The 12038-nt window shown below is 71.2% G+C and carries 12 protein-coding genes; 4 read left to right on the top strand and 8 right to left on the bottom strand.

What is annotated here, in order from left to right; genetic code table 11:
* Positions 1–23: 23 nt before the first annotated feature.
* The 7 genes from MFF22_RS24165 to croR all read right to left on the bottom strand — a co-directional run bounded on the left by MFF22_RS24165 (position 24) and on the right by croR (position 7340).
* Positions 24–1565, bottom strand: a complete 1542-nt coding sequence (locus tag MFF22_RS24165; RefSeq protein WP_238253296.1) for a phytoene desaturase family protein — start codon at positions 1563–1565, stop codon at positions 24–26.
* Positions 1566–1677: 112 nt separating this feature from the next.
* Positions 1678–2886, bottom strand: a complete 1209-nt coding sequence (locus MFF22_RS24160) for an ABC transporter permease (RefSeq protein WP_238253295.1) — start codon at positions 2884–2886, stop codon at positions 1678–1680.
* On the bottom strand, positions 2883–3875 hold the full coding sequence (locus MFF22_RS24155; RefSeq protein WP_238253294.1) for an ABC transporter ATP-binding protein: 993 nt from the start codon (positions 3873–3875) through the stop codon (positions 2883–2885). The genes MFF22_RS24160 and MFF22_RS24155 overlap by 4 nt, the downstream gene beginning before the upstream one ends.
* A 5-nt stretch (positions 3876–3880) precedes the next feature.
* Positions 3881–4312 carry a DUF2141 domain-containing protein gene (locus tag MFF22_RS24150; protein WP_238253293.1) on the bottom strand — a complete coding sequence of 144 codons (432 nt, stop codon included), beginning with the start codon at positions 4310–4312 and terminating at the stop codon, positions 3881–3883.
* Positions 4309–5898 carry a phytoene desaturase family protein gene (crtI, locus tag MFF22_RS24145; protein WP_238253292.1) on the bottom strand — a complete coding sequence of 530 codons (1590 nt, stop codon included), beginning with the start codon at positions 5896–5898 and terminating at the stop codon, positions 4309–4311. Before crtI ends, MFF22_RS24150 begins: the two co-directional genes overlap by 4 nt.
* Before the next feature lie 118 nt (positions 5899–6016).
* Positions 6017–6805, bottom strand: a complete 789-nt coding sequence (locus MFF22_RS24140; protein ID WP_238253299.1) for a TrmH family RNA methyltransferase — start codon at positions 6803–6805, stop codon at positions 6017–6019.
* A 46-nt stretch (positions 6806–6851) separates the two neighbouring features.
* Positions 6852–7340 carry a 3-hydroxybutyryl-CoA dehydratase gene (croR, locus tag MFF22_RS24135; RefSeq protein ID WP_238253291.1) on the bottom strand — a complete coding sequence of 163 codons (489 nt, stop codon included), beginning with the start codon at positions 7338–7340 and terminating at the stop codon, positions 6852–6854.
* A gap of 203 nt (positions 7341–7543) precedes the next feature.
* On the opposite strand from croR, the gene MFF22_RS24130 reads away from it, so the two are divergent.
* Both MFF22_RS24130 and MFF22_RS24125 read left to right on the top strand, forming a co-directional pair.
* The gene (locus MFF22_RS24130) at positions 7544–8137 is read left to right on the top strand and encodes a cation efflux transmembrane domain-containing protein (RefSeq protein ID WP_238253290.1); all 594 of its coding nucleotides are present in this window, start codon (positions 7544–7546) and stop codon (positions 8135–8137) included.
* 8 nt (positions 8138–8145) lie between these two features.
* Positions 8146–8988 carry a metallophosphoesterase gene (locus MFF22_RS24125; RefSeq protein ID WP_238253287.1) on the top strand — a complete coding sequence of 281 codons (843 nt, stop codon included), beginning with the start codon at positions 8146–8148 and terminating at the stop codon, positions 8986–8988.
* 185 nt (positions 8989–9173) lie between these two features.
* On the opposite strand, the gene MFF22_RS24120 is transcribed toward MFF22_RS24125, so the two are convergent.
* On the bottom strand, positions 9174–10619 hold the full coding sequence (locus tag MFF22_RS24120) for a homospermidine synthase (RefSeq protein WP_238253286.1): 1446 nt from the start codon (positions 10617–10619) through the stop codon (positions 9174–9176).
* Positions 10620–10956: 337 nt separating this feature from the next.
* Between MFF22_RS24120 and MFF22_RS24115 the strand changes: the two genes are divergently transcribed.
* Both MFF22_RS24115 and MFF22_RS24110 read left to right on the top strand, forming a co-directional pair.
* Positions 10957–11133 (top strand): hypothetical protein, encoded by a 177-nt coding sequence (locus MFF22_RS24115; protein ID WP_238253284.1) that lies wholly within the window; start codon positions 10957–10959, stop codon positions 11131–11133.
* 112 nt (positions 11134–11245) lie between these two features.
* Entirely contained in the window at positions 11246–11929 is a 684-nt protein-coding gene (locus tag MFF22_RS24110; RefSeq protein WP_238253282.1) for an invasion associated locus B family protein, read from the top strand.
* Positions 11930–12038 lie beyond the last annotated feature (109 nt).

Raw genomic sequence — 12038 nt, 5'->3', positions numbered from 1 at the left:
GGGAGGGAGAGACGGGTGCGCTGTCACGCGGATTTCCGCTCCTGCCCGGCACCCTGGCCCCGGGCATCGGCGTCGAGAGCGTCGGCCGCAATCCAGCCGGACATCATCACCATCGGCATGCCGGGGCCGGGATGGGCGGCGCCGCCGGCGAGGTAGAGGCCGCGCACCTGCCGGGAGCGGTTGCCCGGCTTGAAGGCGCCCATCACCTTGCCGTGGGAAGCGAGGCCGTAGATCGCCCCGTTCAGCACCTTGTAGCGCTCGTGGATGTCCTGGGGCGTCAGATGGCGCTCCACCACGATCCGGTCCTCCAGATCGGTGAGGCCGGCGGTGCGCTTGAGCTTGTCGAGGATGGTCCGGCGGTAGTTCTGGAAAAGCGGCCCATCCGGCCGCCAGTCGTGGTGCGGGCGCAGGTAGGGGGTGTGGACGAGGACGTAGAGCGCCTCGCCGCCCTCGGGCGCCACGGAGGGGTCGGTGGAGGACGGGGCCGCGAGGTAGGCGGTCGGGTCCGGGGCCGGCTCGCCCTTGCGGTAGATGTAGTCGAACTCCTCCTCCGGGTCCCGGGAGAAGACAAAGTCGTGGTGGTTGAGGTGCTCGTAGCGCTCCTTCAACCCGAGATAGAGGACCACGCCGGAGCAGGCCGGCTCGGGGTTCTTCTTCTCGTAGGACCGGCCGGCGTCGCCGCCGACCAGTTCCTTGTAGGTCCGCACGGAATCCATGTTGGAGATCACCGCGTCGTAGGCCGTGCTGCCCTCGGCGGTCCGCACGCCCCGCACCGCGCCGTTGGCCGTCTCGATCCCCGTCACCTCGACGCCGGGCTTCAGGGTCGCGCCCAGCTCCTCCGCGAGCTTGGCGAGGCCTTCGGCGACGGCCCGGGTGCCGCCCATCGGGTACCAGACCCCCTCGGCGGTCTGCATGTGCGCGATGGCGCAGAGCACTGCCGGGGCGCCGTAGGGCGATGAGCCGACATACTGCACGAAGTGGTCGAGCATCTGCGCCAGCCGCGCGTCCTTGACCTTGCCCCGGATGGTGGAGGCCACCGAAGCGTGCATCCGCAGGGAGAGAACGTCCCGCAGGGTGCCGGGATTCATGTTCTCCCGCAGATTGATCGTGTCGAACAGATCCTCGACCGGCTTCCAGAAGAAGAATTTTTCAGAGACGCCGTGCAGATGCTCGGAGATGGAGATGAATTTTTTGTAGCCCTCCCCGGTGCCGGGGGCGAAGCGGTTCATCTCGGTGGCCATGGTGGCCACGTCCTGCATCAGGTCGATGCGGGTGCCGTCGTCGAAGAAGCAGCGCCATTGCGGGTCGAGCCGGCGCAGGTCCATGTAGTCGTGCACCGAGCGACCCGCCTCGGAGAAGATTCGCTCCAGCACCCGGGGCACGGTGAGGATGGTCGGCCCCATGTCGAAGCGGAAGCCGCCCTCGTGCAGCACCGCGGCCTTGCCGCCGAGCCAGCCGTTCTTGTCGTAGACGGTGACACGGTGGCCCCGCGCGGCGGCGACGCAGGCGGCGGCCAGGCCCCCTAACCCTGAGCCGATCACGGCGACGCTGGAATCCTGGCTCATCGGAAGGGCACGCTCCGGTCGGGCGGGGCAACCGGCCCTGCCCTCAATGGGAAGCTAGACATGGGCGGACGCCGGTCAACGTGCCCTGCCGTCGCGGAAGGGGAAACCCCTGTCATATCGTCCGCCTCGCCACGCTGGCGACGGCGACCCCGATCCCGGCGAGCGCCAGGGCGCCGAGCACCCCGAGGGCGGGCAGGGCGGCGGCGAAGCCCTCGCCCAGGGCCGACTGGTAGGCCTCGATCGCCCAGGCGTTGGGGGTGAGCCATCCCGCCTGCTGCAGCCACGGCGGCATCAGGAACCGCGGCACCATCGAGCCGCCCACCGCCGACAGGAGCAGCACGCCGAAGGTCGCCGCCAGATGCGCCTGCTGGCGGGAGGCGGCGAGGGAGCAGGCGGCGAGCGCCAGCCCCGCGGCCATGGCCGAAACGAGGAGGCAGGCTGCGAGAAAGGCTGGCCAATGGGGGCCGATCTCGACGCCGTAGATCAGGGCGGCGGCGAGGAAGATCAGGCCCGCCTGAACGACGCCCTGGAGGGTCAGGAAGCCGAATTTGCCGATCACCACCACCGGCAGCCCGCCCGGCCCCGCCATCAGCCGGTCGCTGAGGCCCGATTCCCGCTCCTCCACCAGGGACAATGCCCCCTGCATCGCCGCGAAGAGCAGGAACACGGCGGTGATGGCGCCGGCATAGTAGCTCACCCGCGCGTTGGCGGTGCCGGCGGCGGTGCTCGTCCGCTCCACGAGGGAGGCGAAGGAAAAGGGCTCCTTCCGGGCCCGCTGCTCGGCGAAGGCGTCGTCGAGGAACTTCCGCTCGTCGGGGCCGATCTTGCCGCTGCGCTCCACGTCGGCGATCACCCGGGAGAGCACCACGTCGGGCAGGGCCTCGTTCAGCACCCGCTGGAGCTGCCCGAGGGCAATGGGGGTGGCCAGGGCCTTGGCCGGGTTCTCCACCAGCACGATGGGCTGGTCGGCCTTGGCCGGGGCGTCGTCGGTGCCCCGGGCGATCAGGTCGCCCCGGAGCGCCAGCGCCACGTCCACCTCCCCGGCCCGCACCGCCCGGGCCACGTCGGCGAGGGTCTTGGCATCGAGCCGGCTGACGCGCAGGGATGGGTCTGCCACGAGGGCCGCCGTCAGCCGCTGGGTGCCCGGCGTGCCCACAAGGTCGGCGAGGCCGAGATGGATGCGGATCCGGTCGCCGATCGCCCCGGAGAAGATCGCGGCGAAGATCGAGAAGATCACGGTCGGCAGCACGAAGGCCATCACCAGGGCCGCCCGGTCGCGGAACAGCGACAGCAGCATCACCCGGAACGCGGCGCCGATCATCGCTGCCCACCCACCGTGAGGGGGCGGGGGGCCGCGTCCGCCTCTCCCAAGTCTTCTCCGACGTCCCGGGGGCGCAGGGCCTCGACGTAGAGGGTCTCGAGGCGCGGCGAGCGGACCCGCACCTCGCTTACCGGCACACCCTGGGCGCGGAGCGTCCCCAGCAGGGCCGCACCGTCGAGCCCGGCCCGCTCGCTCGTCCGCCAGCGCAGGCCGGAGGCCCCGGCGGGGACGAAACCCGCCCGGCGCAGCACCGCCTCGGCCGGCACATCGGGGGAGGCGTCGAGGATCAGTTCCCGCTCAGGCGGCCCGGTGCGCAGGCGGGCGAGGAGGTCGGCGAGCCGCCCCTCCCGCACGATCCGCCCCTGAGCGAGGAAGGCGACCCGGTCCGCCAGCCGCTCGGCCTCGGGGAAGTCGTGGGTGGCGATGAGGATCGCCGTGCCCTGCTCCCGCAAGCGGTGCAGCACGGTGTGGATCGCGGCCCGGGCGGCGAGGTCGACGCCGTTGGTGGGCTCGTCGAGGAGCACGAGACCCGGCCGGCCGATCAGACCGGCGGCGATGTTGACCCGGCGCTGGTAGCCCCCCGACAGGGTCGAGACGACCCGCCCGGCGAGGGGGGCGATGTCCCCGAGCGCCAGAGCCCGCTCCACGGCCTCCCGGCGCTCCCGGCGCGGAAGGCCGGAAAGCTGCGCGAAGACGGACAGGTTCTCGGCCACGGTCAGGCGGGGATAGAGGGCGATCTCCTGCGGCACCCAGCCCACAGCTCGCCGGGCCTCCCCCGACCGGTGGGGGTCGGCGCCGCCGACGCGCACCGTCCCGGCCTCCGGGGCCAGCCGCCCGGCGACGAGGCGCATCAACGAGGTCTTGCCCGCCCCGTTCGGTCCGAGGAGCGCCAGGGTCTCGCCCGGGGCGAGGGCGAGGTCGATCCCATCGAGAACCCGCCGCCCGCGTAAGGTGAGGGTGACGCCCGCGAGGACCGCGATTGGCGCCATCGCCTTCAGCGCCTCGGCAGGGCGCGGGCAAGGCGCACGCGGACCAGGGCTCCCGGCTCGCTCAAGGAGAAGGCGGCGCTGCGGAAGTCCGGCCGGGCCCGCCGCCCGACGTCGCCGGAGAAGCCGTAGGGCTCCAGGGGCAGGCCCAGGGGCGTGCGGTCGAGCTGCCGGTTGCCGTTCGTGTCCTGGAAGGCGGCCACCGCGTAGACGCCCGGCGCCACGTCCCGGAAGCTGACCCTTGCCTCGCCCCCGCGGGCCTGGACGCTGTCGCCCTCCCCGCAGGCACTGCCGTTCAGCCCACCCTGGCACAGGGCGACGAAGACCGGGCCGGCCCCCGCTTCCGCCCCATCCACCTCGACCTCCACGGTCGCGGCCGAAGCCGCGGCCGGAAGGGCGGCCAGCAGCGCGGCCGCGACGAGGCGCCCCCGGGCCCTCAAGAGGCCTCGCCGGGTGCGGCGAACGGCGCCGTCTCGGGCAGCCCGGCATTCTCGGCCGCCCGGGCGCCGGCCAGTTCCTCGATCAGCAGGCGTGCGGAGATGCGGGCGCCCTCGTAGATCACCGGCAGGCCCGAACCCGGATGGGTGCCGCCGCCCACGAGGTAGAGCCCCGGCCCGAACCGGTTGTGCGGCCGGAACCACAGCATCTGCATCAGGTCGTGGGCGAGGTTGAAGGTCGCCCCTTCGTGGACGGCGAAATCGCCCTCCCACTGGGTCGGATCGATGATCCGCTCGTAGCGGATGCGGTTCTCGATATCGGTGAGTCCGAGGACTTTCAGGCGCTCCAGGACGAGGGCCCGGTAGGAGGCGCGGATCGCCGGCCAGTCGATCCCGGACTTCAGGTTCGGCACCGGAACCAGAACGTAGAGGGCGGTCTGGCCGGGGGGCGCCATGCCCCCGTCCGTGTAGCCGGCATGCTGGACGTAGAGGGACGGCTGCATCGGCAGCGTCCCCTCTGTGATCTCGCGGATGTTCTGCTCGTACTTCTCAGCCAGCAGGATGGTGTGGTGGCTGAGCCCGGGGGGCATTTGGCCCTCAATCCCCAGGTAGAGCATGAAGGTCGAGCAAGAGAGCCGGGCATCCGCGATCTTGGCGTCCCGCCAGCGGGGGCGGCGCTCCTCCGGCACCAGGGCCTTGGCGACTTTGGCGAAATCGCCGTTGATGACGACCGCGTCCGCCCGGAACGTCTCGCCGTCGACCACGACGCCGTTCGCCCGCTTGCCCTCGAACGTGACGCGCTCGACATCGGCGTTGAGGCGGACATCCACGCCCATCCGCCGGGCGAGGCCCGCCATCGCCTCCGAGACCGCGCCGCAGCCGCCGACCGGATGGTAGACTCCGTGCTCGTATTCCAGGAACGAGAGGATCGTGAACAGGCTCGGGCAGCGGAACGGGCTCATCCCGAGGTATTTGGTCTGGAACGAGAACGCGAGCCGCACCCTCGGGTCGGCGAAGTGGCGCTTCAGGTCCCGGTCAACGCTGCGGCCGGGGTGCAGGTAGGGCAGGGCGGCCAGCATCGCCGGGCTCGCCATGCTGAGGAAGCGGTGGAACGGCTGCTCCAGCACCGGCTTGAAGAATTCGAGCTTCTTCCGATTTTCGGTGAAGAATTTCTTGACGTTCTTGGCATCGTCGGGGGCGAGCCTTGCGATCTCCGCCTCCAGCCGGTCGAGGTCGCCGGTGGCGCGGATCTCGCCGGAGATGCCCCCCTCGCCCTCGAACACGAGGTGGTATTGCGGATCGAGCCGCTCGAGCTTCACGTGGTCTTCGAGCCGCTCGCCGCAACTGGAGAAGATGTCGGCCAGGATCTGCGGATAGAGGAAGAAGGTCGGGCCGATATCGAACTTGTACCCGCCCGGCGCCTCAACGGTCTTGGTCCGGCCGCCGACCTGCCCGTCCTTCTCGAACAGGGTGACGTGGATTCCCGCCCGCGCAAGGAGCAGGGCGGTGGCCAGGCCGCCGGGCCCGGCGCCGACCACGGCGACGCGACGCCCGGAGAGCGCCCTCAACCCATCCCGCGCCTGAAGCAACGTCCGAAACTCCTCAACAGCCCCCGATACCGTCAGGCCAAGCTAGACTTGCATGCCTTGCCGGCAATTGCAGCCCATTGTCGCGCGGGGAACTGCGGACGTTTTTCCGGATCCCCCTTCACCCCACCGGGGCCGAAGGGGCTGCCGGGGGCTCAGTCCCCAGGCGTCTTTGCGCCCGTGCCACCGCGTGCAGGGCGATCCCCGCCGCCGTGGCGACGTTGAGCGAATCGAAATCACCCGCCATCGGGATGCGTAAGGCGCGCGCCCGTGCCAGCAGACCGCGGGAGAGGCCGGGCCCTTCCGTGCCGAGAATCAGGAGCACCCGGCCGGGCAGGGGCGCCTCCCCGAGGAGTTCGCCCGCACCGGGGCTGAGCGCCAGGGCCTCCAGGCCGAGCCGCTCGGCCAGGTCCAGCCAGTCGGTGCCTTCGGCGAGGCGGGCGAAGGGGGTGACGAGCGCCGCTCCGGCCGACACACGGATCGCCTTACGGTAGAGCGGGTCGCAGCTCCCGGCGTCGAGGAGCACCGCATCCGCCCCGAAGGCCGCGGCGTTGCGGAAGGCGGCGCCGACATTGTCGTGGTTGGTGAGCCCCGAGAGGGCGAGCACCAGCGCCGGGGCGGGGGCGGGGGGCACGATCGCCTCCGGCGCCGGCTCCTCCCCGCGCAGGCCGATGGCCAGGACCCCCCGGTGGATCGGGAAGCCGGTCACGGCGCTCATCACCGGCTTCCCGGCGAGGTAGACCGGGGCCGGGGCGTTGCGGGCCGCCTCGGCCAGCCCCGCGAAGCGCTCCGGCGCGAGCAGGAGCGATTCGGGCCGGAAGCGCGACCGCGGCCCCAGCAGCAGCCTTAGGGTCACCTCGCCCTCGACCACGAACCGCCCGGCGCGGCCGACGAGGTCGCGCTCGCGCATCCGGGCGTAGGGGTCGAGGCGGGGATCGGCGGGGTCGCCGATGGTCTCAGGCGTCACTGGGGGCGATGCGGCTCCGCTCCATCCGGGCGGCGAGGGGGTCGGCCTCGGCGCGGTTGGGGACCTTCACCCAGGCCTCGCCGTCCAGCACCGCCTCGCCAGCGACGGCGCAGAGGCAGGCGAGACGGGCCCGGCGACGCTCGGGGATCAGCTCGGCCACGGTCACGGTGACATCCACCGTATCGCCGATGCGCACGGGGGCGCGGAAGTTCAGGGTCTGCGAGATGTAGACCGCGCCCGGTCCCGGCAGGCGGGTGCCGAGTACGGCCGAGATCAGGCCCGCCGTGTACAGGCCGTGGGCGATGCGCGTGCCGAACGGCGTCCGCGCGGCGAAGTGCTCGGAGAGGTGGATCGGGTTGCGGTCGCCGGTGATCTCGGCAAAGCCGACCACGTCCGACGAGGCGATGGTCTTCGACAGGGTCTCCGACAGACCCACTTCCAGGTCCTCGAAGTACAGGACTCGCAGTTCCGGCAGCATGGCTCGACGGGACCTCCGGTTGCGGCCGCGCGTGCATGTCGGCCTTGTCATCCACGGGGGTCGCACAGCCGGCCCGCGGAATCCACCCGGACCAAGGCGCAACTTTCTTGAGCGCCGGTGAGACTTTTCTGACCGGCCGGCGCTCGACACCGCTCGCTCCCCGGGACAAGAGGCGGGCGCGAACCCCGTCGCCCGGATTCCGGATGAGCCCCGATCCCGCCGCCCCCGCCCTGCGCCCGGTCGTCGCCCGCGTGGCGGCGCTGAACTTCGGCTGCTTCTTCATCGAGATCGCCGTGGCCGTGACGATCGGCTCCGTGGCCCTCGTCATGGACAGCCTGGACTTCCTGGAAGACGCGGCGATCAACCTGCTCATCGTCGCCGGCCTCGGCTGGAGCGCCCGCAACCGGGCCCGGCTCGGCACCGGGATGGCGTTTCTCCTGGTCCTCCCGGCTTTGGCCGGGGCCGTGGCCGCCTACGAGAAGGTTTCGGATTTCACGCCGCCTGCGGTTCTGCCCCTGGTTCTCACCGGGCTCGGGGCCTTCGCCGTCAACCTCGCCTGCGCGCTGATGCTCGCCCGGCACCGGACCGGCTCGGGCAGCCTGACCCGGGCGGCCTATCTCTCGGCGCGCAACGACACGGTCGCCAACCTCGCGGTGGTGGCCGCGGGGCTGACGACGCTGGCCGTGCCCTCGCCCTGGCCCGACCTCGCCGCTGCCGGGCTGATCGCGGTCATCAACGCCGATTCGGCCATCGACATCCTCCGGGCGGCTGCGGCCGAGCGGCGGGCGGCCGGTTGAGAGGACGCATGCGCATCTTTCCCCTCTCCGACCTGCACCTCGAACGCCGCCGCCTCGACCTGATCGAACCGCCGTCGGGCGACTTCGACGTGCTCGCCTGCGCCGGCGACCTCTACGAGGGCCATCCGGAGCGCGGGCTGGCGGCCCTGCTTCACCTCGCCCAGGGACGGCCGGTGGTGCTGGTGCCGGGCAACCACGAGCACTACGCCCCGACCGGCGACCCCCGCAACGCGCCGCAGCTCCTGGCGGCCCTCGTCGCGGAGGTGGATCGCCTGAACGGGCTCGGCGCCGGGATTCGCCTGCTCCAGGGGGGAGGGGCGACCGTGATCGACGGCGTGCGCTTCGTCGGCACCACCCTGTGGAGCGACTGGACCCTCGCCGGCCGCTGGCTCCGGGACGATACGCCCGACCGGCCGTCGGACCCCATCGCCTACGCCGCTGCGCGGATGACCGATCCGGTGACCGGCTCGCGGGAATATCGCGGGTCCATCCGCAAGGAGGACGGGACCCACTGGCAGCCCGCCGACGCCATGGCCGCCCACCTCGCCGAGCGGGACACGCTCTGCGCCGCCCTCGCCATCCCCCATGCCGGGCCGACGGTGGCCATCACCCACCACCCGGCGAGCCCCCTCGCCGCCGACCGGTACCGCGAGGCGCCCGGCGTGCCCTGGTGGGTGCCGGCCTTCTACGCGACCACCGTGCTTGATGAATTAGCCGACGAAGGACGACCGGATCTCTGGCTTTCGGGCCATTTCCATGCCGGCCACGACATCACGGTCGGCCGCTGCCGCTGGATCGCGAACCCCATTGAGGGGGCAACCTACCGGCCGGACCTTGTCGTGGAGGTGTAGGCTGCGGACACCTCGTCGTCTTTGCGAGCGCAGCAAAGCAACCCAGGGCTACGGGACGTTTCCGACCGTGGCGGATCCCTGGATTGCTTCACTCCGTTCGCAATGACGGGCTTGGTTCGCAAGAACGTGGTCGGCAGCCGGCCCCCTCTCCCCCGCAAGACGGGGAGAGGGGAATGCTCCCCGGCCTACCGATGCACCAGCACGTTGCGGAACTGCCAGGGGTCGCTGGTGTCGATATCCTCCGGGAACAGGCCCGGGCGGTCGGTCAGCGGGGTCCAGTCGGTGTAGACCCCGACCACCGGGCCGAGATACGGCGTCTGCACCTCGAGGCAGCGGCGGAAGTCGATCTCGTCGGCCTCGACGATGCCGGCCTCCGGGTTCTCGATCGCCCAGACCATGCCGGCGAGCACGGCCGAGGTCACCTGAAGGCCGGTGGCGTTCTGGTAGGGGGCGATCCGGCGGGTCTCTTCGATGGAGAGCTGCGAGCCGTACCAGTAGGCGTTCTTGGCGTGGCCGTAGACCAGCACGCCGAGTTCATCGATGCCATCGACGATCTCGGTCTCGTCGAGGATGTGGTGCTTGTCCTGCACCTTGCCGGCATTGCCCCACATCTCATGCAGCGACAGCACCGCGTCGTCGGCCGGGTGGTAGGCGTAGTGGCAGGTCGGGCGGAACACGGCCTTCTCGCCCTCGCGGACAGTGTAGTAGTCGGCGATGGAGATCGCCTCGTTGTGGGTCACGAGGAAGCCGAACTGTGCGCCCGCCGTCGGCACCCAGGTGCGCACGCGGGTGTCGGCGCCGGGCTGGAGCAGGTAGATCGCGCAGGCCGAGCCCTTCTCCTGTCCGCGGGCGTTCTCCGGCATCCAGGTCTCGTTCGTGCCCCAGCCCAGCTCGGCCGGCTGGTTGCCCTCGGAGACGAAGCCCTCGACGGACCACGTGTTGACGAACACGCCCCGCGGCTTCGGGTTCTTGGCCCGCTGGGTGTCGCGTTCGGCGATGTGCACACCCTTCACCCCGAGCTTGTGCATCAGGGCCGCCCACTCGTCCCGGCTCTTCGGCTCGGGATCGGTGACGCCGGTATCCTTGGCGATGTTCAGGAGCGCCTGCTTCACGAACCACGAGACCATGCCCGGGTTGGCGCCGCAGCAGGACACGGCGGTCGGGCCGCCCGGGTTCTGCCGGCGGGCGGCGAGGATGTCCTCGCGGAGCGCGTAGTTAGTGCGGTCGCCCTGGCTGCGGTTCTTGTCGAAGTAGAAGCCCGGCCACGGCTCGGCGACGGTGTCGATGTAGAGGGCGCCGAGTTCCCGGCACAGCTCCAGGATCGCCCGCGAGGAAGTGTCGACCGACAGGTTCACGCAGAAACCCTGGCCGCCGCCCTCGGTAAGCAGCGGGGTGAGGACCTCCCGGTAGTTCTCGGGCGTCAGAGCCACGGTTTCGAAGCGCAGGCCGTGCTTCTCGGCCAGCGCCTTGTGGGTGTCGACCGGGTCGATCACCGTGAAGCGGGCCTTGTCGTACTCGAAGTGCCGCTCGATCAGCGGGAGCGTCCCGCGCCCGATCGACCCGAAGCCGATCATCACGATGGGGCCGCTGATGCGGCCGTGGATCGGCCAGCGCGTGGGCGCGTCTGTCATGCTGCAATCCTCGTCTGGTGGGCGGCGCGGGCGCCGCGACGCTCCATGGGCCGGCGGTAGGCCGCACAGGTGACATTTCGGCGACAAATGGGGCCCGCAGGCGCCCGCGTCGCGACGGCTCGCTCCATGGCGCCTCGCCCGGGACGGGTCAACAGGCAGGGGCACAAAGAAGAGTCTTGCTCCCCGGTTAACGCCGACCCCCGCGAGCCATGCGATCAACGCATGTCATGGCGGCATTTCATCCTGTGGTGCGCAAATGCGGAAGGTTCATATTGCGCTGCAGCAAGACGGGCGGCGCCTTGCGAACCGTCCGCGCCCCTCAGCCATCGGAATCGTCATGCTCGCCTTCATCGCCGCCCGCGTTCCCGCCCCCGCCCAGGAGACCGCAGACCGGGACCCCGGCTTCCTCACCCTCACCTTCGCCCTGGCGCGGATCGTCCGCCGGGAGGCCGCCGTGGCCTTCGCCCGGCATTGCGCCCTGATGGAAGCGGCCGGCGGCCCCAACCCGATGTGAGGTCTGCCTTCCCCGGTCGCGTGCGGTTTTGCACCGTGCGCGATTGCGTCGGAACCGGTCAGGCGGTAGGCGGCAGCGCGTCCGACTGCGTATTCCCGGGGGAACCGAAACGATGCCGCTGATCCGCGTGCCCGCCCGCAGCGTGGCGCTGCTCCTGGCGGCCCTGCTCACGACTTCGGGGGTTTGGGCCCAGGACGCCGAACCCGCCGCCGAGGCTCCGCCCGCGGCCGGTGTCGCTGCACCGCAAAAGGCGAAGCCCCGGCCCAAGCCTGCGCCGAAGCCGGCGCCCAAGGCCGCCACACAGCCCGCCGCACAGCCACCGGCCCCCGCCCCTTCCGCATCCGCCTGGCCACCGGGCGCGACCAGCGTCAGCGAGAGCTACGGCGACTGGACGGTGTCCTGCGTCCGGCCCGAGGCCCAGACCAACTGCATCGTGGTCCAGTCGCAGGGTGATTCGAAGACCGGCCGGCGCAAGTTCGGCTTCGAGCTCAGCGCCCCCAAGGACGGCCGGGCCGAGGGGGTGATCCTCATGCCCTTCGGCATGGCGATCGATCCGGGCGTGAGCTTCAAGCTCGACGAGCAGGCGCTCGGAAAGGGCGCGCCCTACTCCACCTGCACCGGCGAGGGCTGCCTCGTCCCGATCAGTTTCCCGACGCTGGCGACCGATGGAATGCGGACCGCCAAGACCCTCACGATCACCGGGCAGAAGTCGGGCAACAACGAACCCGCGACGATCGTCGTCCCCCTCGTCGGTTTCCCCCAGGCTTTCGACCGGGCGGTCGCCCTGAGCGGCTGACGCGGAAGGGAACCGTCTTCGCAGCTTCACGGCGGCACGGTTAAGCCGCCATTAGCCGTGCTCGTGCAGGGTCTTCCCTCAGGGCGTCGTGGCGTATCGCCCGCGCCGG

Origin of the sequence: Methylobacterium persicinum (genome assembly GCF_022179525.1) — a bacterium.
Lineage (GTDB): Bacteria > Pseudomonadota > Alphaproteobacteria > Rhizobiales > Beijerinckiaceae > Methylobacterium > Methylobacterium persicinum.
The sequence above is the reverse complement of the archived record's forward strand: the minus strand, read 5'-3'. Positions and strand labels throughout refer to the sequence as shown.